Genomic DNA, 23,228 nt, shown 5'->3' with positions numbered 1-23,228 from the left:
GGATTCCGACGATGTCCACGGCTGTCCCGCCGGACGCAGCGCTGGTCGCGCGCGTCCTCGCCGGCCAGGACCGTCACGCCTTCGGCGAGCTGGTGCGCCGGCATCAGGGACAGACGCGCGCGCTGCTGCGCCGCCTGTGCAAGGAAGACCATGCCCTGGCCGACGACCTGGCGCAGGAAGCCTTCCTGCAGGCCTTCCGCAAGCTGTCCCAATTCCGCGCCGATGCCGCTTTCGGCACCTGGCTGTACCGCATCGCCTACAATGTATTCCTGATGCATGTCCGGTCGCGCCGGGAGGAAGTCTCCCTGGACGATGCGATGCCGCCCGATGACGAGGAGGCGAGCGGCAAGCCCGGGCCCGAGGCGGCCGGCGGAGTGGAAGCCGACAGCGTGCGGGAACTCGATGTGCGGCGGGCGTTGTCCAAGTTGTCAGACGAGGAACGCGCCGCCATCGTGCAATGCTACTATCTGGATCGCAGCCATGAAGAGGCCGCTTACGTGCTGGGTTGTCCGGTGGGCACGGTGAAGTCGTATATTTTCCGGGCGAAGAAGAAGTTGCAGGTCCTGTTGCCGGCCTGGGAGCCGAGGAGTACCCCATGAACACCCAAGTTCACCCAGGAATGCCTGATTTCGATCTGGACGATGCGCGTCTGGAGATCCTGTTGCGCGCCGATGCCGCGCGGGATGCTTATATCGAGGATGCCGGCTTTACCATGCGGGTGATGTCGAGCCTGCCTTTGCCGCAACACCGGCGCAGCTACAGCTGGCTGGGGCCGGCGCTCGGTGGCTTGGCGGTAGCGGGTGTGGCCTGCTTCTCGCCGATGACGGCCGAATTGCTGGCGCCGTTCAAGGCGGTTCTGAGCGGGCACTGGCTGCCCTTGCAGAGCCTGGTGGTGTTCGTTCCCCTGGTGGCGCTGACCTACGGCGCGGCCTGGTTCGCGGCGACGGATTCCGTCTGAGGCGGTTTCATACCCACCTCCGCCGGTCAATTCCGAGCTAATTCAAGCCGGTTCGAGCGCCCCGGTTGTTAGCTGTACTTACGTACAGTAATCTGCTGGTGCAGACGCGTTGCGGTGCGGAAGGGCTCCTTTGAAAGCTCCGGTTTTTCCGCGCCCGCCGCGCGTTTTCAGGGCAATTCACCCGCCCGCACCCTGACGTGACGTGGCTTGCTTGCGCCCCTCCGGCGCATTCGCTAACTTCGCGCGTCTTTGAAAAAGTCCAAGTAAAAAACAGCCGATGGCAGCCAGCAACTATTCAGCGGAACAGATCGAGGTCCTGAGCGGCCTGGACCCGGTGCGCAAGCGCCCCGGTATGTACACCGACACCAGCCGTCCGAACCATCTGGCCCAGGAAGTCATCGACAACAGCGTCGACGAGGCCCTGGCGGGGTATGCCAAGCGCATCGACGTCATCATGTTCGCCGACGGTTCCTGCCAGGTCAGCGACGACGGGCGCGGTATGCCGGTCGACATCCATCCGGAACACAAGGTTTCCGGTGTCGAGCTGATCCTGACGCGGCTGCATTCGGGCGCCAAGTTCTCCAACAACGCTTACGGCTTTTCCGGCGGTCTGCACGGCGTCGGTGTGTCGGTGGTCAATGCGTTGTCGAAGAAGCTGGAAGTGCGGGTATGCCGCGGCGGCACCGAATACGGCATCGGCTTTGCCGACGGCGAGCTGGCCTCGAAGCTGAAGGAAATCGGCAGTGTGCCGAAGAATCGCAGCGGCACCACGGTGCATTTCTGGCCGGACGAGAAGTATTTCGATTCGCCCAAGATTTCCATGCCGCGCCTGAAGCAGGTGCTGCGGGCCAAGGCGGTGCTGTGCCCGAACCTGCGCGTCAGCCTGGATGACCAGATCAACAACGAGCAGCTGGTGTGGCAGTACGAGAACGGCCTTACCGACTACCTCAAGGACACGCTCGATGGCGCCGAAACGGTGCCGGCCGACCCCTTCGTCGGCAAGTTCACCGCAAAGCGGGAGGAAGCCGAATGGGCCTTGGTGTGGCTCACCGGCGGCGGCGAGGCGGTGGCCGAGTCCTACGTCAACCTGATTCCCACGGCGCAGGGCGGTACCCACGTCAACGGCTTGCGCACCGGCCTGACTGAGGCGATCCGCGAGTTCTGCGAGTTCCGCAACTTGCTGCCGCGCGGCCTCAAACTGACGCCGGAAGACGTGTGGCAGGGTTGCAGCTACGTACTATCGGTGAAGATGCTGGACCCGCAATTCGCCGGCCAGACCAAGGAGCGCCTGTCTTCCCGCGAGACGGCCACCTTCGTGCAGGGCGTGGTGCACGACAGCTTCGGCCTGTGGCTGAACCAGCATCCGGAAGCCGGCGAACAGGTCGCCGCCCTGGTCATCTCCAACGCCAATGCGCGGATGAAGCAGGCCAAGCAGGTGGTGCGCAAGAAGATCACCAGCGGGCCGGCGTTGCCGGGCAAGCTGGCCGACTGCGTCTCCAGCGATCCGGCCATCACCGAACTGTTCCTGGTGGAAGGAGACTCCGCGGGTGGCTCTGCCAAGCAGGCGCGCGACCGCGAGACCCAGGCGGTGATGCCGCTGCGCGGCAAGATCCTGAATACCTGGGAAGCCGACTCGGGTGACGCCCTGCGCTCGGATGAAATCCACAATATTTCCGTGGCCATCGGCGTCGACCTGGGCAGCGCCGACCTGTCGGGCCTGCGCTACGGCAAGATCTGCATGCTGGCCGATGCCGACTCGGACGGCCTGCACATCGCCACCCTGTTCTGCGCCCTGTTCCTCAGGCACTTCAGGCCGCTGATCGAGGCCGGCAACGTCTACATTGCGATGCCGCCGCTGTTCCGTATCGACGCCGGCAAGCAGGTGTTCTACGCGCTCGACGCGGCGGAGCGCGACGGTGTCATGGATCGCCTCAGCGCCGAGGGCAACCGCGCCAAGGTCAACGTCACCCGGTTCAAGGGCCTGGGCGAAATGAACCCGATGCAGTTGCGTGAAACCACCATGGCGCGCGACACGCGCCGGCTGGTGCAGCTGACGCTCGACGCCGAACCGGCGGAGATCGTGATGGACATGATGCTGGCGAAGAAGCGCGCCGGCGACCGCAAGGCCTGGCTGGAAGAGAACGGCGACAAGGCCGAGGTTTGAGATTTAGAAGATGACCAACGAACTGACTGAAACCGAACGCCTGCCGCTGCGCCTGTTCGCGGAAAAGGCCTATCTCGACTATTCGATGTACGTGGTGCTGGACCGCGCCCTGCCGCATGTGGCGGACGGGCTCAAGCCGGTGCAGCGCCGCATCGTCTACGCCATGTCCGAACTGGGCATCCTCGCCACCGCCAAGCACCGCAAGTCGGCGCTGACGGTGGGCGACGTCATCGGCAAGTTCCACCCGCACGGCGACACCGCCTGCTATGAGGCGATGGTGACCATGGCGCAGCCTTTCGCCTATCGCTACCCGCTGGTGGACGGGCAGGGCAACTGGGGCTCGCCGGACGACCCCAAGTCCTTCGCTGCCTACCGCTACACCGAATCGCGCCTGACGCCCTATGCACAGGCCCTGTTGTCCGAGCTGGGTCAGGGCACGGTGGACTGGCTGCCGACCTTCGACGGTAGCCGCGAAGAGCCGCGCATGCTGCCGGCGCGCACGCCCAATATCCTGGTCAACGGCACCACCGGCATCGCGGTGGGCATGGCCACGGACATTCCGCCGCACAACCTGCGCGAGTTGATGGCTGCCTGCGTGCATCTGCTCAAGCATCCCAAGGCCACGGTCGAAGAGTTGATGGAGTTCGTGCCGGGCCCGGACTATCCGACCGGCAGCGAGATCGTCAGCGACCCCGCCGAGCTGAAGAAGATCTACGAAACCGGCTATGGCCAGGTGCGCGCCCGCGCGCGCTGGGAGCGCGACGAGGACGGCAATATCGTCGTCACTCATGTGCCGCACCAGGTGTCGCCGACCGACCTGCAGAAAGTCATTGCCGATCAGATCATCTCGAAGAAGCTGCCGCTGCTGACGGACATCCGCGACGAATCGGACCACGAGAATCCGACGCGCGTGGTGCTGATCGTGCGCTCCAACCGCGTCGATGCAGACGCGCTGATGGCGCACCTGTTCGCCACCACCGACCTGGAAAAGAGCCACCGCGTCAATCTCAACATGATCGGCCTGGACGGCCGGCCGCGGGTGAAGAACCTGCGCGAGATCCTGGTGGAGTGGCTGCAGTTCCGCGTCGCCACCGTGCGCCGCCGCCTCGAGCACCGGCTGGCCAAGGTCAATGAGCGCCTGCACATCCTCGATGCCCTGCTGATCGCCTTCCTCAACATCGATGAGGTGATCCGCATCATCCGCTACGAGGAAAACCCGAAAGCCGAGTTGATGCGGCGCTTCGAGCTTTCCGAGATCCAGGCGGATGCGATCCTCGACCTGCGCCTGCGCCACCTGCAGAAGCTGGAGGAGATGAAGATCCGTGGCGAGCAGGCCGAGCTTGCCGCCGAGCGCAGCAACCTGGAAGAGCTGCTGGCATCGGAGCCCAAGCTGAAGAAGCTGGTCGGCCAGGAACTGAGCGAGGATGCCAAGAAATACGGCGATGCGCGGCGCTGCCCGATCGTCGCGCGCCCTGCCGCGCAGGCCCTGGAAGCCGCCGAATTGCTGCCGTCCGAGCCGATCACCGTGGTTCTGTCCAAGGCCGGCTGGATCCGTTCGGCCAAAGGCCATGGCATCGACGCCGCCGGGCTCAGTTATAAGGCCGGCGACGAATTCCTGTGTGCGGTGGAAGGGCGCAGCAGCCAGTTGCTGATATTGCTCGACAACCGCGGCCGAGCCTATTCAATGAATCCGCGCGAACTGCCGTCCGCCCGCTCGCAGGGCGAGCCGGTCACGACGAAGCTCGACCTGCAGGACGGCGCCTCGGTGATCGGTCTGATGCTGGGCGAGGCCGGCGACAAGTTCGTGCTCGGCGGCGGCGACGGCTACGGCTTCGTCGCCAAGCTCGACGACCTGCAGGCGCGTAATCGCGCCGGCAAGGCGGCGATCAACCTGGAGCTGCCGCCGTTTACCCCCCTCGCCACACGCGATCTCGCCGGAGACCGCCTGGCGCTGGCCACCGCCGAAGGGCGCTTGCTGGTGTTCCCGGTGAGCGAACTGCCGGAGATGGCCAAGGGTAAGGGCAACAAGCTGATCGCTCTGAAGGGCGAGGATCGCATCGTGGCAGCGGCGGTATTGCCCGCCGGTTCGCCACTGGAGGTGCTCAGCCGCAAGCGCATCCTGACCCTGAAGCGCGCCGACCTGGAGCACTACGTCGGTACCCGTGCCAGCCGCGGCAATCACTTGCCGCGCGGTTACATGCAGGTCGATGGCTTGCAGGCGCTCAAGACGGCCGAGCCCAAGGCGGATGGCGGCACTTGAGTTTGGCGCGGAAATCTCCAGAATTGAATGACGGAATCTTCTCCGGCTTCTTTTAATCCATGAAACGTATACTGCTGTTTTTGCTTACGAATATCGCTATCGTCCTGGTGCTGGGGGTGGTTTGCAGCGTACTCGGCGTCGATCGTTTCCTGACCCGGCAGGGCCTCAATCTGCCGATGCTGCTGGCATTCTCGGCGGTGCTCGGCATGGGTGGTTCGTTCATTTCCCTGGCCATTTCCAAGTGGATGGCCAAGATGAGCACCGGCGCGCAGGTGATCACCGAGCCGCGCAGCGCCCAGGAGGCGTGGCTGCTCGCGACGGTGGAGCGGGAAGCGCGTGCCGCCGGCATCAGTACGCCGGAAGTGGCGGTTTACGAGGCGCCGGAGCCCAATGCCTTCGCCACCGGCGCCAGCAAGAATCACGCACTGGTCGCAGTCAGCACCGGCCTGCTGCAGTCGATGACACAGGAGGAGATCGAAGCGGTGCTGGGGCATGAGATCAGCCACGCCGCCAACGGCGACATGGTGACCCTGACCCTGATCCAGGGCGTGCTCAACACCTTCGTGATTTTCCTTTCACGCGTGGTCGGCTATTTCGTCGACGGCGCGCTGCGCCGCGACGACGACCGCGGCGGCGTCGGCATGGGCTACTACATCACCTCGATGGTGATGCAGGTCCTGCTCGGGTTCCTGGCGACGATGATCGTTTGCGCCTTCTCGCGCTGGCGTGAATTCCACGCCGATGCCGGTGGCGCCCACCTGGCCGGCAAGCGCAAGATGATCGCCGCGCTGCAGCGCCTGAAGTCCCTGCATGAGCCGTCGACCCTGCCGCAGAACATGGCGGCGTTCGGTATCGCCGGTGGTGTAGCGCAGTTGTTTGCGACGCATCCGCCGCTGGAAGAGCGCATTGCACGCTTGCAGGCCAGCAACGGCTGAGCGGTTTGCTTCGAACGACAAAAAGGGCGGCCGAGGCCGCCCTTTTTTATGGCACTTCGCCGCATGCGCGTTTCAGCCGCGTCCCCCGGCAATATCGCTGGCCAGCAGCACCACTTCCGGTTCCTGCACGTGGTAGCCCTGGATGAAGTTCACGCCCATCTGCCACAGGCGCGCCATGACGTGGGCGTCCTCGACATGGGAGACGATGGTCTTGAGGCCGTGCTGCTTGGCTGCTTCGACCAGGTCGCCGAGACGCTTCTGGGTATCCTTCTCGCTGAACTTCTGCGTGAAGGAGGGGTGGAATTTGATGAAGTTGGCCGGGATGTGGTCCATCAGCTGGGCCGAATTGGCGCCGACGCCGAAGTGCTCGACGGCCAATCCGGCGCCCATTTCACGCAGCGCCTGGGTCAGGGCCTTGGCCTTGCGCACATGGTTCTGGATGACCACTTCCTGGATCTCGAAGACGATCTCGTCGCTCTTCAGCGGCTGCTCCTGCACCAGGGCCTTGAGCCAGGTGATGAAGCCGTCGTTGTCCTTGAGCGTGTCCTCGGACAGCTTGACGAACAGCACGGACGCTTCCTTGGAGGCGGCGCGCTTGGCGATGACGCCGAGCGCGCGCGCGACCACCCAGCGATCGATGGTGCGCATCAGGTTGAATTTCTGCGCCGCCGGCAGGAACTCGGCCGCATGCAGCTCCTTGCCCGACTCGTCCAGCATGCGCACCAGCACATCGAAATGGCTGCGTGATTCGCCTTCGAGGCTGGCGATGGACTGGTAGGCCAGCTTGAGGCGGTTGTCCTCGATGGCCTTCTTTACCTGGGCGGCGCGGCGTGCTTCCTCGCGCTCCACCTGGTTGGCCTTGGCCGTGGCTCCCAGGGCCACGATCTGGTTGCCGCCCCGGGCCGAGATCTTGCGTGCCTCGTCGGCCAACTGGCGGATCACCTGCTCCGGCGCTTCCTGGCCGCCGAGCGGGAACACGGTGATGGTGAGGCTGATATGCGCCTCGTGCTGCCGGGCGGCGAAGATGTGGCCGGAAATTTCCTTGCGCAGGAACTCGGCGAATTGCTCGGCCTCGTTGTAATTAGGGCGCTGCACCAGCAGGGCCAGTTCGTCGGTGGAAAAGACGAAGGACTGGTCCTGCGGCCCAAGGCGGGTGTGGACCGTCTCCGCCAGCAGGGAAGTGACCTCCTGGGCGTCGGCGTGGCCGATGCGCTGTTCCAGCGCGTCGAAGGAGTCGATGTGCAGCAGCATGGCGGTGCGCATGCTCTTGCCGTCGGCGGGAGCTGCTTCGGCCAGTGCGTCGCTGAACATACCGCGGCCGTGGAAAGCGGCTTGCGCCGAAGCCGGGCGGCCCTTGCCGCCTTCGGCCCGGATCAGCAGTTCGATCACGCTCTCGCCGTCCTGGGTGCCCAGGATCAGCTGCGCCTTGACGTGGACCTGTCCCTTGCGGCCAACCAGCACCAGTTCCAGGGGCTCGCCGTTGTGCTTGCCCTTCTGTACCGCGCGCAGGCGTTCCTTGATCTTGCTCTGCTGGTCCGGCGCCACCAGGTCGATCAATGGCTGGCCGGCAAGCTCGGCCGGCTCGTCGTAGCCGATCAGGTGGGTGAAGGCCAGGTTGGCGTTGGCCAGGATGCCTTCCTGCACGTGCGCCACGGCGTCCGCGGTGCCTTCGGTGAGCTGCTGGTGGCGCGATTCGAAATCGGCCAGGCGCTGCTGCGTCAGCCGCAGGTTGCGCATGTGGTGATGCTTGACGAACTCGCGCACCACCACCAGTTCCAGGTGGCGCAGTTGGCGCAGATCGCTGTAGGAGACGAAATCCTGGGCGCCGGCGGCGAGCGCGGCGACGGCATCCTCGACCGAATGGTCGTTGCTGATCACCACCACCGGCAGGTCGGGGCGCATCTGGTTGGCCAGCGCGATGACCTTCTCGGCCGGGGCCTTGCGCGCGTTTTCATCGCACAACACCAAGTCGGGCGGATTGCGCTGCAGCACGTCCTGCAGGTCTTCCAGGTCGGTGATCCAGGCCACCCGTAAGGGGTGCCCCGCATTGCGCAGGTGGCTTTCGATGCGCTTGGCCACTTCCTCGGCGGTGGTGATGACGAGCAGCACCCCCGAGGCTTCGCTCAACAGCGCTGACGGCAATTGGGTCATCGGCTTGCTCGTTACCATGGCAGCAGCGTCTTCGCCGGCGCCCCCGGCTCTTCGCGCGCGAGGCGCGGCACCAGATAGCCCGGCAGCCTGGCCGCCAGTTCCCCCATCAATTTGACCGCTTTATTTTCGTTCACCTCGAAATGTCCCGCTCCCTGGACGCGATCGAGTAGATGCAGATAGTAGGGCAAAACGCCGCAGGCAAACAGCCGCTCCGACAAAGTGGCCAAAATATCCGCCGAATCGTTGACCTTGCGCAGCAGCACAGACTGGTTGAGGAGGGTGGCGCCGGTCCCGCGCAGTCGGGTGATGGCCGCTTCCAGCGCCTGGTCGATTTCGTTGGGATGGTTGACATGCAATACGATCACTTTCTGCAACCGGGTGCGGCCCAGCCAGTCCAGCAGATGGGCGTCCACCCGCTCCGGTAAAACCACGGCGGTGCGGGTATGCAGGCGCAGCCGTCGCACGTGGGGGATGCTCTCCAGTTCCCTGACGAGGGCGGATAGCTTGTCGTCGTTCAGCGATAGCGGATCGCCCCCGGACAAAATCACTTCTTCGATGCTGGGATCGGCCGCGACCTGCTCCAGGGCCTCCTGCCAGTTGCCGCGAGAGGCCAGGCTGTCTCCATAGGGGAAGTGCCGGCGGAAGCAGTAACGGCAGTTGACCGCGCAGGCACCGGTGGCGATGAGCAGGGCGCGGCCCTTATACTTGTGAATCACTCCCCCCGATGTGAGCTTGGCCAGGTCGCCTACTGCGTCTTCGGAAAATCCAGGCGTGTCGATCCCTTCGGCCATTCCGGGCCACACCTGCAGAAACAGCGGGTCTTCAGGGTCTCCGCGGTGCATGCGGGCGACGAAGGCCTCCGGTACACGTAGCGGAAAATGCCGCAGGCGCTCGTAATCGAGGGCAGGGAGTGCCGGATCTAGGCCAAGTCGCAGAAGCAATTCTCCGGGCCGCCCGATCAATGCCGCCCGTTGCCAGGATGGGGACAGTGAGAAGAGGGCTTCCGGCTTTGATTTTGCGGCGGAAGTCATGGCGAGATTTGGTGACGCATTCGTCATGTAATTAAGGAACTTATCAGGGCATTTGAGGGGTAGACGAACCAGGTCAAGGTGCGTATAAACGGCTTTGACAGGCTTTACTGCCCGGGATACCAAAAAACGGCAGGGAACTTGCACTGGCTTAAGATCAGGTTAGTGACTGTAGTCACATTTCGGCAATCGCGCCTCGGCTATGGTTAGCATGTGGCTTGTGCTCAAGGACCTAAAGGTTCCAAGTGGGCAATGATGATGGCCGGCGGTTTTTGCATAATCTTTATATTTCAGTATGTTATCGGTTATTTTGTCTTGATTGGTTTGTTGAGCCGGTATTGTGAAATCTGCAAAATAAGAGATGAACGTAGCAAAACCGTTAGAGAGTTCCCTATTATTTCGGGCGCCGTCAAGCAAACAGCGGAAATGCCTTCAGAAATGTAAGGGGTGCTAGGATGATTCAAGGGTTGACATGGAATGTCATCAATGCCCGGGTTGTTCAGGGCGCCAAACTTTAAAATTTAGTTATGGAAGATAGCGTTAAGGCCTACAGAATGTCTGCCCAGGAATTTGCGCCGTCGGCTAATGACGGTGTCATGTTACATGGAGCGGGAGAACAGCAGGCGGCAATTGCGACGTTACCTTCGAACGGGATGGTGGCGGGCGAGGTATTGCGTCGCATCGACCACACGCTGCTCCGCCCGAAGAGTTATGAGCGGGTGAAGAGGCTGCATGATGTTATTTTCTCGCTCAGCTTCATGCTGGTTTGCGGAATCTGGTTGTTTCCCATCATTGCAGTTGCCATCAAGCTGGATTCACGGGGGCCGGTGTTCTTCAATCAGGCGCGCGTGGGCTGGAAGGGGCGCAAGTTTTTCTGCCTCAAATTCCGCACGATGTCGCATGATCCGGACGCCTGTTTCATCCAGGCCCAGAAGGACGATCCACGCGTAACCCGGGTCGGCAAGTTCCTTCGTAAAACCAATCTGGACGAACTCCCGCAGTTCATCAATGTGCTAAAAGGCGAGATGTCCGTGGTTGGTCCCCGGCCGCATGTCGGCGAACTGGACCTGTTGCATTGTGACGAAGTTCCGGGCTACAAGCTCCGTCATCTGGTACGTCCGGGCGTGACCGGCTTGGCACAGGTTTCCGGTTGTCGTGGGGCCACCCAAAGTCTTCGCGACATGGAGCATCGCATCCGGTTTGACCTTTTCTATGTCCGGAACATGAATTTCATGCTGGATATAAAAATCATCGCTCTGACTGTATTGCGGGTGCTTCAGGGCGACAGCAACGCTTATTGAAAGATAAGCGGCGCGATTCCCAATTGCAGAAAGGGTTGCGCGGCTCCCGCTTTGGACAAGCGAGAGAGCTTCTTGTCGAGGCCGGTTTTTCCAATCCAGGGTAAGTAATGCGTGTTCTCGTTGTTGGCGGCGCGGGGTACATCGGTGCACATATGTGCAAGATGCTCGCTGAATCCGGCCATGAAATCGTAGTCCTGGATAATTTCTCGACGGGGCACAAGGCGGCGGTTCAGTGGGGGCGGCTCGAAGAGATGGCACTGGCCGATGTCGGCCGACTCGATGCGGTTTTCGAAAAATATCAATTCGATGCGGTGATGCACTTCGCGGCTGCGTCCATTGTGGGCGAATCTGTTCGCGATCCGCTGAAGTATTACGAAAACAATGTTTCGGACGTGATCTCGCTCTTGCGCGCCATGCAGCGCCATCGGGTCATGCGGTTCGTTTTTTCATCTACCGCAGCCGTCTTTGGGGAGCCGCAGAGCGACTTCATCGACGAACAGCACCCTCGCGCGCCAATCAATCCATATGGCGCAAGCAAGCTGACTGTCGAACGAATGTTGATGGATTGTGTATCTGCCTATGGCCTCAGTTCTGTCGCCCTGAGATATTTCAATGCTGCCGGTGCCGATCCGTCGTCCCTGATCGGCGAATCGCATCAGCCCGAAACCCACCTGATACCAAAGCTGTTGCGACGGGTGGCCGGTGAGGATATCGAAGTCCGAATCTTCGGAGGTGATTACCCGACGCCGGATGGCACCTGTATTCGCGATTACGTCCACGTCAATGATCTATGCAGTGCCCATCTTCTGGCGCTGAACCGGTTGCGCGAAATGGGCTCCCCGACTTTCGAGGCGTTCAATCTAGGGAACGGCCAGGGTTATTCGGTCAAGGAAATCATCACGGCGGTCGCCCGCACTACGGGCAAGAAGCTGGATCTCTCTGTTGATCCGCCTCGCCACGGCGACCCGGCCCGATTGGTGGCGGATGGATCCCTGGCAAAAGCCGCTCTTGGCTGGATGCCGAAGTACACGGAGATAGCAGACATCATCGATACGGCCTGGAGATGGCATCGCCAGCCACGGTATTAATTTAAGGAAAGCGGAATACTGGCCCAATTCGGCATTTAAGCTGCTTGTGGATAGCGTGGTTCCTCGAGTTTTTCCGTGATGGATGGGGCAGAATATCCGCGCGGGAATATTGCATTCGCCTGAATGTCTGGGGAATGGTGCCGAAACCACCATTGCCTGGTTAACGGTGGTATTTGTCTCATTTTCTTCCATCCCCTACCTGGGCGATGATGGAAATTGTCTGCAACAATGCTTCATCCTCGACGTAGGGAGTGTTAGTGCGTTTTCTTTTGGTATCGCCGAATTTTGCTCCGGAGATGGTCGGCATAGGCCGTTACAATGCAGAACTCACCGAGTATCTATCCGGGCAGGGATCCGAGGTGATCGTCGTCGCCCCTCCCCCGCACTATCCAGGCTGGAATGTTTTCTCTGGTTACCGTGCGTTTGATTCCCGCAGTGAAGAAATCGCCGGCGCTGTGGTGTTGCGCTGTCCCACCCTGATTGCCGGCAATGGCCGGGGTATCGGCCGTATCGCTTTCATGCTGAGCTTTGCGTTATCGGGTTTTTTTCGCCTGCTCGCGCTGAACTTCCAGCGCCGTGCCGACTGGATATTCGTCACGGTTCCGAATTCATTCGCTGCCTGGGGCGCGATTACGACCGGGCGCATGTTCGGCGTCAAAACCTGGGTACATGTTCAGGACTTCGAACTGGATATCGCGACGAAGATGGGATTGCTCGGCGGAGCGGGTTTTCTTTTGCGCGGGGCGGAAGCGATCGATGCCTGGTTCCTGAGGCGGGCCGACATCGTGTCTTCGATCTCGGGCAAAATGCATGAAAAAGTCCTGCAGCGCGGTGTGCCGCCTGAATGCACCTTTTTGCTGCCCAACTGGGCATCGATCAGCCCGGTACCGGATCCTGAACTAGTTGCCCGCCTTAGAGATGAGTTGCGCATTTCCCCGCACCAGCGGGTGGCCCTGTACTCGGGCACCATGGCCAGAAAACAGGGTATTCCGCTGTTGGGTGAGTGCGCCAAGAGACTTGAGGCGAGGGGCGATCTGGTGTTCGTCTTTTGCGGTGAGGGCGTGGCGCGCAAGGAACTCGAGCAGCAATGCGCTGGGTTGAACAACGTGAGGATTCGGGATTTCGTGCCCAATGAGCAACTGGGCAGTCTTTTGGCGATGGCCGATGTGCATTTGCTGCCCCAGCGTGCGGCCGCCAGCGACCTGGTGATGCCTTCGAAGCTGGGAGGTATGCTGTCCAGCGGCAAGCCGGTGGTGGCGACTGCCGAGGCGGGATCCGAAGTGGCCACCGTTTTGAATGGACGCGGGATAGCGGTGCCACCGGACGACGGGGCTGCACTGTGTGAGGCGATTGGCTGTTTGCTTGATAACAGCGAATTCGCGGCGAGCCTGGGACGGGCCGGCCAGGAATATGCGCGCGATAATCTGCTACGCGACAAGATTCTGGCAAGGTTTTTGAGCAAATTGACGTCTGAAGTGAAATAACGCGTTCGATGTTTTTTTCTTAGCAAGGATTACCATGAAAGTTGCGCTGATTACGGGTGTAACGGGGCAGGACGGTGCGTATCTCGCCGAGCTGCTCCTGAGCAAGGGCTATGAAGTTCACGGGATCAAGCGGCGTGCTTCGCTGTTCAACACGGATCGCATCGATCACCTGTATCAGGGGCCGCAGGAGCAAGGGCGCCGCTTCGTTTTGCACTACGGTGATCTCACGGACTCGACCAACCTGATCCGCATCATTCAACAGGTGCAGCCGGACGAGATTTATAACCTGGGTGCGCAGAGCCACGTCGCGGTCTCGTTCGAAAGCCCTGAATACACGGCCAACAGCGATGCCATGGGCCCCTTGCGCATACTGGAAGCGATCAGGATTCTGGGCCTGGAAAAGAAGACCCGTTTCTACCAGGCCTCCACCTCCGAGCTGTATGGCAAGGTTCAGGAAATCCCCCAGAAAGAAACCACGCCGTTTTATCCGCGCTCGCCTTATGCGGTCGCCAAGCTTTATGCCTACTGGATCGTGGTCAACTACCGCGAGGCCTATGGCATCTTTGCCTGCAATGGCATTCTGTTCAATCATGAATCTCCTATTCGCGGCGAGACTTTCGTAACCCGCAAGATCACGCGCGCCATCAGCCGCATCCATCTTGGTCTGCAGGATTGTCTTTTTCTCGGAAACTTCAATTCGCTGCGCGATTGGGGGCATGCCCGCGACTACGTCGAGATGCAGTGGCTGATGCTGCAGCAGGAGCAGCCGGAGGATTACGTCATCGCTACCGGCGTTCAGTATTCGGTACGCCAGTTCGTATCGCAGGCGGCCCAGGAACTGGATATCTCCATCGAATGGTCCGGGGAGGGGGTTGATGAGGTCGGCATCGTTTCCGCGGCGCCCTCGGATTCGAAAGTGAAGCCCGGCCAGAAGATCGTGGCGGTCGACCCGCGTTACTTCCGCCCGACCGAAGTGGAAACACTGCTGGGTGATCCGTCGAAGGCCAAGCAGAAGCTTGGTTGGGTGCCCAAAACGAGTTTCGCCGAACTCGTCCGCGAGATGGTGGCTGAGGACCTGAAGATTGCTCAACGGGACACGTTGATCAAGGATGCAGGGTTTCGCGCCTATAGTTACAACGAGTAGGCGCATGGAAAAGCACTCCCGGATTTTCGTTGCCGGCCACGGAGGTTTAGCGGGAGGAGCCATCCTGCGGCGCCTGCAGGCACAAGGATTCGACAATCTGCTGTTGCGTCGGCATCAGGATCTGGATCTGATCGACCAAGTTGCAGTGGATCGCTTCTTCGAGACCGAAAAGCCGGAATACGTATTCCTGGCGGCGGCAAAAGTGGGAGGCATCCACGCCAACAACATTTATCCGGCGGAGTTCCTTCGCGACAATCTGGTCATCCAGACCAATGTGATCCATTCAGCGTGGAAACACGGCGCCAGCAAGTTGGCTTTCCTGGGCTCTTCCTGCATCTACCCGAAGCATGCGGCTCAGCCGATGGCGGAAACCGAGTTGTTGACGGGGCCGCTGGAACCGACCAATGAATGGTATGCCATAGCAAAAATCGCCGGCATCAAACAGTGCCAGGCCTACCGGCGGCAATATGGATTCAACGCCATCTCTCTGATGCCGACCAATCTATACGGCCCGGGAGACAACTTCCATCTTGAAAACTCACACGTCCTGCCAGCGCTGATACGCAAATTCCACGAAGCCAAAATTTCGGGTTCGCCGGAAGTGGTGATGTGGGGGACGGGTACGCCCAAGAGGGAGTTCCTGCACGTGGACGATCTTGCGGATGCGGTCGTCTATCTGATGCAGAACTACGACGCAGAAGAGATCATCAACATCGGTGTCGGTGAAGACGTCTCGATTCGCGACTTGGCGCATATCGTGGCGGATACCGTGGGCTACAGCGGCAGGATCGTGAACGATCTCACCAAGCCCGACGGCACACCGCGCAAGCTTATGGAAGTGAGCCGGCTCCATGCCCTGGGCTGGAAGGCGTGCATTCCCTTGCGCGAGGGGATTGCCAGTACGTATCAGTGGTTCCTCCAGCACCAGGATCGATTCAGGGCCTGAACCGGATTTTCCCTCCCTTCAGGGGAAGGCTGCGCCGTGTTTCACGGAAAGCTTTAGCGAGGCTGTCGTCTGCGTTTGGCGGCGGACGTCGCCGTGGACTGACCCGGTGAGTTGTTCTTGCTGTCTTTTTTGAGATCGACGGGCCGCCCACGCAAGCGCGATGCGGGTTCCGGCACGGCTTCGGCGACCGGGGTTTTGTCCTTGTAGCGGCACAGGCTGGAAATGACGCAGCGCCAGCATTCGGGCGTCCTTGCCTTGCAGACATAGCGGCCGTGCAGAATCAGCCAGTGGTGGGCATGAAGGCGATAGGGTTCGGGAGTGATCTTTTCCAGTTTTTCCGAAATCTTGTCGGGATTGGTGCCCGGCGCCAGTCCGGTGCGGTTGGCGATGCGGAAGATGTGCGTATCCACGGCGATGGTCGGTTCGCCGAAAGCCACGTTCAGCACCACGTTGGCGGTCTTCCGGCCGACGCCCGGCAGGGCCTCCAGGGCGGCGCGGTCGTGCGGTACGTGGCCACCGTGAAGCTCAAGCAACTGCCGGCACAGGGCGATGACGTTCTTCGCCTTGGTCTGGTACAGGCCGATGGTCTTGATGTAGCCGCGCAGCTTCTCTTCGCCCAGGGCGAGCAGCTTTTCCGGCGTGTTGGCCACCGGGTAGAGCAGGGCGGTGGCCTTGTTGACGCTGACGTCGGTGGCCTGGGCGGACAGCACCACCGCCACCAGCAGTTCGAACGGACTGCTGTATTCCAGCTCGCTGCGCGGATTGGGATTGCGGATGGCGAGGCGGCGGTACAGTTCGGCGATATCGGCGGGTTTCATGACTGGTTGGGGCTATTGCGCCTGGCCCGCGAGCGGGCGATGGCGGCGGCGATGTCGATGGCGCCGGCCTTGTCCCGCAGGCTCGGCGCGGCGCGCCGGCGCGCGGCCGCCCTTGCCTGCTGCTCGCGGCCCAGCCGCGCCTTGCGGGCGGCGTGGCGCTGGCGCCAGGGGGCCGCCATGGCCTCCGGCGCGGGCAACTCCATGGGGCGCGGGGCCATCACGATGCAGTCGACCGGGCAGGGCGGAATGCACAGTTCGCAGCCGCTGCATTCCGCCGCGATTACCGTGTGCATCAGCTTGGCCGCGCCGACGATGGCATCCACCGGGCAGGCCAGCACGCATTTGAAGCAGCCGATGCAGCGGGTCTCGTCGATCACCGCGATGGCGGCGATTTCCGTTTCCAGGCCGTTTTCGGGGTTCAGCGGCTTGGGCGGCACGCCGAGCAGCCGCGCCAACGCGCTGATGGTGGCGGCACCGCCGGGCGGGCACTGGTTGATGTTGGCGGCGCCCGCGGCCACGGCTTCAGCGTACGGTTTGCACCCGTCGTAGCCGCAGCGCGTGCACTGGGTCTGGGGCAGCAGGGCGTCGATGCGGTCGGGCAGGGCGTCGATCATGGCCCGCTCAAAACTGGAGCCCCGCCTTCGCGGGGATGACCATGCTGCGGACTGCTCCAGGCGGCTTGCGCCGCTCCTGGATCCCGGCCTGCGCCGGGATGACCATGCTGCGCATGGTCACTTTACCCGCATGCCCGGCTCGGCGCCCGAGTCCGGCGACAGCAGGAAGGGCTTGCCGTCGCCGTGGCTGGCGGCCAGCACCATGCCTTCGGACAGGCCGAAGCGCATTTTGCGCGGCGCGAGGTTGGCGACGACAACGGTCAGGCGGCCGATCAGGGTTTCCGGGGCGTACTGCGACTTGATGCCGGCGAATACCTGCCGTTTGCCCAGGTCACCCAGATCCAGCGTCAGCCGGAGCAGCTTGTCGGCGCCTTCCACCGGCTCGGCATTGTCGATCCGCGCGATGCGCAGCTCGACCTTGCTGAAGTCTTCGATGGAGATAGGTGCGCCGGGAGCCTGGGCGCCCGGGACTACCCCCTCCCCAACCCCTCCCCGCGAGGGGGAGGGGCTTTTGGCCTCACCTCCCCTTGCGGGAGGGGATTGAGGGGAGGGGTTGGTCGTTGGCGCCGAAGCCTTGGCAGTCGGCGCCAGATCTTCTTTCGATGCTTCGGTCATGGCCTTGATCTGCGCCGGATCGATACGGGTGATGAGCGGCTGATAGGGCTTGATGTCGTGACCCAGCAGCGGGCTCGCCGCATCCGGCCACGCCAGGGGTGAAACATTGAGGAACGACTCGGCCTGTGCGGCAAGCCTGGGCAGCAGCGGCTTCAGGTACAGCGTAAGCAGGCGGAACACATTCAGGTAGGTGGTGCAGACCTGGTGCAGCTGCGCGCGCGCAGTTTCGTCCTTGGCCATCAGCCACGGCGCGGCGCGCTGGATCGCTTCGTTCGCTTCGTCGGCCAATGCCATGATGCTGCGCACGGCTTCGGCGAAGTCGCGCTTCTCGTAGGATTCGGCGATGCGCGGCGCCGCATCGGCGATGCGGGCGTAGCCCTGCGCGTCATGCAACTTCGCCGCCAGCTTGCCGCCGAACAGCTTCTCGACGAATCCCGCGCAGCGGCTGGCGATGTTGACGTACTTGCCGACCAGGTCGCTGTTCACCCGGGCGACGAAGTCTTCCAGGTTGAGGTCGATGTCCACCACGCCGGGCCCGAGCTTGGTGGCGAAGTAATAGCGCAGGTATTCCGGGTTGAGGCCGGCATCGAGGTAGGTGCGCGCCTTGATGAAGGTGCCGCGCGACTTGCTCATCTTGGCGCCGTCCACGGTGAGGTAGCCGTTCACCGACAGGCCGTTCGGTTCGCGCATGCCGGCGCCGCGCAGCATCCCCGGCCAGAACAGGCCGTGGAAGTTGATGATGTCCTTGCCGATGAAATGCCACATCTCGACCGTGGAATCGGCGCCGATGACGGCTTCGAGTTTGGCCTGGTCACCCCCCAGATAGGCCAGCAGGCTGGCGAAGTAGCCGATCGGCGCGTCCAGCCAGACGTAGAAATACTTGCCGGGCTTGCCCGGGATCTCGAAACCGAAATAAGGTGCATCGCGCGAGATGTCCCAGTCCTTCAGTCCATCGTCGAGCCATTCGCCCAGCTTGGCCTTGACGCTGTCGTGTACCTGCGCACCCTTGAGCCAGCGGCTGATCTCGTCCTGCATTTTCGACAGGGCGAAGAAGTAATGCTCCGAGGGCCGCCACTCCGGCGCCGCGCCGGAGAGTACCGAGAACGGGTTTTTCAGCTCGCGCGCCGAGTAGGTGGCGCTACAGTTCTCGCAGTTGTCGCCGTACTGGTCGGGGGTGCCGCAGTTGGGGCAGATGCCCTTGATGTAGCGGTCGGGCAGGAACATGCCCTTGACCGGGTCGTAGGCTTGTTCGATCTCGCGCGCGACGATGTAGCCACCGCGTTCCAGCGCGGCATAGATGCGCTCGGACAGCACCCGGTTTTCTTCCGAATGGGTCGAGTGATAATGGTTGAAGTCGATGTGGAAGGCGGCGAAATCCTGCTCGTGCCCGGTCTTGATCCCGGCGATATAGGTTTCCGGCGATAGCCCGGCCTTCTCGGCGGCGAGCATGATCGGCGTGCCGTGCGCATCGTCGGCGCAGACGTAGGTGACTTCGTTGCCCTGCATGCGCTGGAAGCGCACCCAGACATCGCCCTGGACATAGCCCACCAGGTGACCCAGGTGCAGCGGGCCGTTGGCATAGGGCAAGGCATTGGTGACAAACAGTTTTCTGGTGGCCGGCAAGGTCATTTCGGGCGCCGCGTGGGTAATCGGTGGATTATCGCATAGCGCCCCCGGGGCTTCGCCCGGGGAAGGCGGGGACGGGTGCTAGACTTCGCGCCTGAAATTCCCCTCCTTACATGGTTCCCCCGATGTCCGAACTAGCACTTCTTGAAACGGCGCTCGGCCGCTATGTCGATCCCCTGCTGGGCCGCGACCTCCAGTCCGCCGGCGTGGAACGCCGCATCGAGCTGAACGGCTCCCGCGCCCGCGTCCACATCGAGCTGGGTTTCCCGGCGGCCGGCTATCGCGAGACGCTGTCGGCGGCCCTGCAACAGCACCTGGCGGCCGCGCGGCCCGGATTGGAGGTCGAGGTGCTGCTCGACTGGCGCATCGCCCCGCACGCGGTGCAGAAGGGTTTGCAGCCCCTGCCGGGGGTCAAGAACGTCATTGCCGTGGCCTCCGGCAAGGGCGGCGTGGGCAAGTCCACCGTGGCGGTGAATTTCGCCCTGTCGCTGCTGGCCGAGGGCGCGCGGGTTGGTATCCTCGACGCCGACCTCTACGGCCCCAGCCAGCCGCTGATGCTGGGCAGCCGCGAGCGCCCGGCCTCGCCGGACGGCCGCCGCATGCATCCCATCATCGCCCACGGCCTGCAGGCGATGTCGATCGGCTTCCTGCTGGATTCAGATGCCCAGCCGACCATCTGGCGCGGCCCGATGGCGACCCAGGCGCTATGGCAGCTGCTTACCGAAACGGCCTGGGACGACCTGGATTACCTGGTGGTGGATATGCCCCCTGGCACCGGCGACATTCAGTTGTCCCTGTCGCAGAAAGTGCCGGTGGCCGGTAGCGTGGTGGTGACCACGCCGCAGGATGTGGCCCTGCTCGATGCCCGCAAGGGCCTGGAGATGTTCCGCAAAGTCGGCATCCCGGTGCTGGGCATCGTCGAGAACATGAGCACCCACGTGTGCAGCAACTGCGGCCACGAGGAGGCGATCTTCGGCGCCGGCGGCGGCGAGAGGCTGGCGCGGGAGGCCGGCTCGGAACTGCTGGGCCAGTTGCCGCTGGATATCCGCATCCGCCAGCAGGCGGACAGCGGCAATCCCACCGTCGCCGCCGACCCGGAAAGCGCGCTGGCGCATCGTTATCGCGACATCGCCCGCCTGGCGGTGGCGCGCCTGGCCTATGGCGAGGCCGCGGATGCGGGATTCCCCAGCATCGCCGTCGTCGAAGACTGATCAGGATTTGCCGTGTTCGAGCGGCGCGGGCTGCTGCTGGGCTTGGTCATTGCACTTTGCATCTACGGCGGGTGGAATGCCTGGACCCATCGCGCTATCGATCGGCCTCCGGGGATTCTGGCGCAGGACGAACCGTCGCAGCAGAACTACGACCCGCTGCCGGCCGCTTTCGACCATGACGGCTATGCGATCCAGCCCTTGGCCCGTTTTTCCCTGCTGGCGAGGGTGCTGTCGCGCAGCGACTATCACTTCGACCGCCTCGCAGGGCTGATCCCGACCGATCTGGCGCTCGGCTGGGGGCCGATGTCGGATAGTGCCGTGCTGCGCCTGCTGAAGATCGAACAGAACGATCGCTTCTACTTCTGGTCGGCGCGGGATTTCCCGATTCCGCGCCGGGACATCGAAACGCACAGCGCCAATATGCACCTGATTCCGGCGGATGCCGGCGTGCAGCGAACGCTCCGCCGGATACGTCCCGGCGCGCTAATCCAGCTCAGCGGCGAGTTGGTGGAAGTGCATGCCGCCAAAGGCTGGAGCATTCGCAGTTCCATGACCCGCGACGATACCGGCGCAGGCGCCTGCGAAGTCGTATGGGTGGAAACCCTGGAGCAGCATTGACGCGCCATGCCTGACGACTGGTGGGCGACCTGCAATAATCCCTGTATCAATTGGAGACGCAGCACCCGATGAGCATCAAAGCCGACAAATGGATTCGCCGCATGGCGGAACAGCAGGGCATGATCGAGCCGTTCGAGCCGGGCCAGGTCCGCACCAACGGCCAGGGCAAGATCGTCAGCTACGGCGTTTCCAGCTACGGCTACGACGTGCGCTGCGCCGACGAGTTCAAGATCTTCACCAACATCAACTCGACCATCGTCGACCCCAAGGCCTTCGATCCGAAGAGCTTCGTCGATTTCCAGGGCGAGTGCTGCGTCATTCCGCCGAATTCGTTCGCCCTGGCGCGCACCGTGGAGTACTTCCGCATCCCGCGCAATGTGCTGGTGATCTGCCTGGGCAAGAGCACCTATGCACGCTGCGGCATCATCGTCAACGTCACGCCGCTGGAGCCGGAATGGGAAGGGCATGTGACGCTGGAGTTCTCCAACACCACCACGCTGCCGGCGAAGATTTACGCCAACGAGGGGGTGGCGCAGATGCTGTTCCTGGAATCCGACGAGGTCTGCGAGACCAGCTACCGTGACCGTGGCGGCAAATACCAAGGCCAGCGTGGGGTGACGTTGCCGAAGACCTGAATTCCCATTGGTCCCTCCAAATCCCAGCGTGGGGCAGGGAATGAGAACGCGCTTGCAATAAATCGGCAGCTCTACAAGGCACGCTGCTTGCAAGGATTTGATTCAATAAGTTGGCTTTTCAGGGAATCGTGTCCGATCAAGCGCAGTTTGCTGGCTCGACAGAAATGGCAATATGGTTGCTGCGGCCGGCATTGAATCGCTTACCAGAACGACGGGTGGTCCTTCCTGTTTCGATTTTCAGATCATCGCGGAAACCGGGGAAACAGCCGCACACTTCGTTGAGACTCAAGAGCAAATTCCCTGCCTGGGATTATCACTAGAGCATTTTCGATTCAGATGCGGACATATCATGAGCCGCTCAAAAGCGGCTCATCGCCTCTCCCTCCGCGACCGAAGGGAGTCCCCTTCTCGGGAGGAGAGGCCGCGCCGTGAGGCGCGGGTGAGGGACGCACTTTCCAGCTATGGCATCGCAATCGGAAAGTGCATCCCTCACCCCCACCCCTCTCCCGGAGGGAGAGGGGACAACTTGTAGGCAACTAAACGAAAAATGCTCTAGGGAAGGTCTGAACAAGCCTCATAATAGCGGCGGACAGCAGGGGAGCATGGCTGGATGAGCCAACTGAGCTTCGGGGACGCCGAATACGCCGGCAAGCGCAAGCAGACGCGGCGCGAGATTTTTCTGGCCGAGATGGAGCGGGTAGTGCCATGGGCTTCGCTGCTCGGACTGATCGAGCCGTTCTACCCTGAAGCCGGACGCGGGCGGCACCCTTATCCGCTGGCGGCGATGCTGCGCATCCACCTGATGCAGAACTGGTTTGGCCTGAGCGATCCGGCCATGGAAGAGGCTTTGTACGAAGTGGCCTCGATGCGCCAGTTCGCCGGGCTGTCGCTGAACCGGCCGATCCCCGACGAAACCACCATCCTGAATTTCCGGCATTTGCTGGAAGCCAATGAGCTGGCCCCGCTCGACCAAGAATGCCGATGGCGAACGCGACCCCGAGATGCACCAGACCAAGAAGGGGAACCAGTGGCACTTCGGCATGAAAGCCCACATCGGTGCGGATGTCGATTCCGGGCTGGTGCATACCGTCGTCACCACCCCGGCCAACGAAGCGGATGTCGAGGTGGTCGACGAGCTGCTGCATGGCAAAGAGCAGGTCGCCTACGCTGATGCCGGCTACGCCGGCGCCCAGAACCGCGTCACCCGCCCGGGCCTGCGCTGGGAGATCGCGGCCCGTCGCGGGCGGATCAAGGCCCTGCCCGAGGGCCGCGCCCGGCATGCATTGGAGAAGGCCGAGCGGCGCAAGGCCAGCATTCGCGCCCGGGTCGAGCATCCCTTCCGGGTCATCAAGCGGCAGTTCGGCTACGTGAAGGTGCGCTTCAAGGGGCTGGCGAAAAACACCGCCCAGGTAATCACCCTGTTTGCCCTGTCGAATCTGTGGATGGCCCGCAAACGACTATTGGCGATTGCAGGAGGATTGCGTCCGCTGCAGGCAGTTACGGGGTAAAAAGCCGGGTGAAGGGCCCTGATTGGTCGAATTGTGACAATACCAAATAGTACGATTACTGTCTTGCGCTCAACGTACTTTAGAACGCCCCAGCAAGGCCGCTTTCGACCGACTTATTCAGACC

General features: G+C 62.3%; 18 protein-coding genes and 2 pseudogenes. 14 read left to right on the top strand and 6 right to left on the bottom strand.

Annotated elements, in window-relative coordinates:
• Positions 1-11 precede the first annotated feature (11 nt).
• The 5 genes from BP26_RS0109400 to htpX all read left to right on the top strand — a co-directional run bounded on the left by BP26_RS0109400 (position 12) and on the right by htpX (position 6,317).
• Entirely contained in the window at positions 12-599 is a 588-nt protein-coding gene (locus BP26_RS0109400; RefSeq protein ID WP_029920323.1) for an RNA polymerase sigma factor, read from the top strand.
• The gene (locus tag BP26_RS0109395; protein ID WP_157572442.1) at positions 596-958 is read left to right on the top strand and encodes a hypothetical protein; all 363 of its coding nucleotides are present in this window, start codon (positions 596-598) and stop codon (positions 956-958) included. Before BP26_RS0109400 ends, BP26_RS0109395 begins: the two co-directional genes overlap by 4 nt.
• Before the next feature lie 277 nt (positions 959-1,235).
• Entirely contained in the window at positions 1,236-3,122 is a 1,887-nt protein-coding gene (gene parE, locus BP26_RS0109390) for a DNA topoisomerase IV subunit B (RefSeq protein ID WP_029920321.1), read from the top strand.
• Positions 3,123-3,132: 10 nt separating this feature from the next.
• Complete coding sequence (parC, locus tag BP26_RS0109385) at positions 3,133-5,382, top strand: DNA topoisomerase IV subunit A (protein ID WP_029920320.1); 2,250 nt, start codon at positions 3,133-3,135, stop codon at positions 5,380-5,382.
• A gap of 59 nt (positions 5,383-5,441) precedes the next feature.
• Positions 5,442-6,317, top strand: a complete 876-nt coding sequence (gene htpX, locus BP26_RS0109380) for a protease HtpX (protein ID WP_029920319.1) — start codon at positions 5,442-5,444, stop codon at positions 6,315-6,317.
• Positions 6,318-6,389: 72 nt separating this feature from the next.
• Here htpX and BP26_RS0109375 read toward each other — a convergent pair whose 3' ends face one another.
• Positions 6,390-8,468, bottom strand: a complete 2,079-nt coding sequence (locus BP26_RS0109375) for an EAL domain-containing response regulator (protein WP_029920318.1) — start codon at positions 8,466-8,468, stop codon at positions 6,390-6,392.
• Between the two features lie 11 nt (positions 8,469-8,479).
• Positions 8,480-9,526: an EF-P beta-lysylation protein EpmB gene (gene epmB / locus BP26_RS0109370; protein WP_029920317.1), complete on the bottom strand. Its 1,047-nt coding sequence runs from the start codon at positions 9,524-9,526 to the stop codon at positions 8,480-8,482.
• 524 nt (positions 9,527-10,050) lie between these two features.
• Between epmB and BP26_RS0109365 the strand changes: the two genes are divergently transcribed.
• The 5 genes from BP26_RS0109365 to fcl all read left to right on the top strand — a co-directional run bounded on the left by BP26_RS0109365 (position 10,051) and on the right by fcl (position 15,459).
• Positions 10,051-10,797 (top strand): sugar transferase, encoded by a 747-nt coding sequence (locus BP26_RS0109365; RefSeq protein ID WP_169740675.1) that lies wholly within the window; start codon positions 10,051-10,053, stop codon positions 10,795-10,797.
• A 107-nt stretch (positions 10,798-10,904) separates the two neighbouring features.
• Positions 10,905-11,885 carry a UDP-glucose 4-epimerase GalE gene (galE, locus tag BP26_RS0109360; protein WP_029920315.1) on the top strand — a complete coding sequence of 327 codons (981 nt, stop codon included), beginning with the start codon at positions 10,905-10,907 and terminating at the stop codon, positions 11,883-11,885.
• A 257-nt stretch (positions 11,886-12,142) separates the two neighbouring features.
• Complete coding sequence (locus BP26_RS0109355; protein WP_029920314.1) at positions 12,143-13,369, top strand: WcaI family glycosyltransferase; 1,227 nt, start codon at positions 12,143-12,145, stop codon at positions 13,367-13,369.
• A 34-nt stretch (positions 13,370-13,403) separates the two neighbouring features.
• On the top strand, positions 13,404-14,513 hold the full coding sequence (gmd, locus tag BP26_RS0109350; RefSeq protein WP_029920313.1) for a GDP-mannose 4,6-dehydratase: 1,110 nt from the start codon (positions 13,404-13,406) through the stop codon (positions 14,511-14,513).
• A gap of 4 nt (positions 14,514-14,517) precedes the next feature.
• Complete coding sequence (gene fcl, locus BP26_RS0109345; protein ID WP_029920312.1) at positions 14,518-15,459, top strand: GDP-L-fucose synthase; 942 nt, start codon at positions 14,518-14,520, stop codon at positions 15,457-15,459.
• A 188-nt stretch (positions 15,460-15,647) separates the two neighbouring features.
• Here the strand turns inward: fcl and nth are convergent.
• The 3 genes and pseudogenes from nth to metG all read right to left on the bottom strand — a co-directional run.
• A pseudogene (gene nth / locus BP26_RS0109340) lies at positions 15,648-16,277 on the bottom strand (endonuclease III); the annotation flags it as partial.
• On the bottom strand, positions 16,274-16,891 hold the full coding sequence (locus BP26_RS0109335) for an RnfABCDGE type electron transport complex subunit B (RefSeq protein ID WP_036516457.1): 618 nt from the start codon (positions 16,889-16,891) through the stop codon (positions 16,274-16,276). The pseudogene nth and the gene BP26_RS0109335, both read right to left, overlap by 4 nt.
• 117 nt (positions 16,892-17,008) lie before the next feature.
• Positions 17,009-19,135 (bottom strand): methionine--tRNA ligase, encoded by a 2,127-nt coding sequence (gene metG / locus BP26_RS0109325; protein WP_029920309.1) that lies wholly within the window; start codon positions 19,133-19,135, stop codon positions 17,009-17,011.
• A gap of 122 nt (positions 19,136-19,257) precedes the next feature.
• On the opposite strand from metG, the gene apbC reads away from it, so the two are divergent.
• The 3 genes from apbC (at position 19,258) to dcd (ending at position 21,596) form a co-directional block, all read left to right on the top strand.
• Complete coding sequence (gene apbC, locus BP26_RS0109320) at positions 19,258-20,343, top strand: iron-sulfur cluster carrier protein ApbC (RefSeq protein ID WP_029920308.1); 1,086 nt, start codon at positions 19,258-19,260, stop codon at positions 20,341-20,343.
• A 12-nt stretch (positions 20,344-20,355) separates the two neighbouring features.
• The gene (locus BP26_RS0109315) at positions 20,356-20,961 is read left to right on the top strand and encodes a hypothetical protein (RefSeq protein ID WP_211254877.1); all 606 of its coding nucleotides are present in this window, start codon (positions 20,356-20,358) and stop codon (positions 20,959-20,961) included.
• A 68-nt stretch (positions 20,962-21,029) separates the two neighbouring features.
• Positions 21,030-21,596, top strand: a complete 567-nt coding sequence (dcd, locus tag BP26_RS0109310; RefSeq protein WP_029920306.1) for a dCTP deaminase — start codon at positions 21,030-21,032, stop codon at positions 21,594-21,596.
• Positions 21,597-21,732: 136 nt separating this feature from the next.
• Here dcd and BP26_RS29385 read toward each other — a convergent pair whose 3' ends face one another.
• Positions 21,733-21,885 carry a hypothetical protein gene (locus tag BP26_RS29385; protein ID WP_157572441.1) on the bottom strand — a complete coding sequence of 51 codons (153 nt, stop codon included), beginning with the start codon at positions 21,883-21,885 and terminating at the stop codon, positions 21,733-21,735.
• Positions 21,886-22,206: 321 nt separating this feature from the next.
• On the opposite strand from BP26_RS29385, the pseudogene BP26_RS26555 reads away from it, so the two are divergent.
• Positions 22,207-23,104 (top strand): annotated as a pseudogene (locus BP26_RS26555) (IS5 family transposase).
• The last annotated feature ends 124 nt before the right edge of the window (positions 23,105-23,228 follow it).

It is taken from the genome of Nevskia soli DSM 19509 (assembly GCF_000711955.1).
GTDB classification, from domain to species: Bacteria; Pseudomonadota; Gammaproteobacteria; order Nevskiales; family Nevskiaceae; genus Nevskia; species Nevskia soli.
Note: the sequence above shows the minus strand (reverse complement) of the source record. Positions and strands in the feature narration are given on the sequence as shown.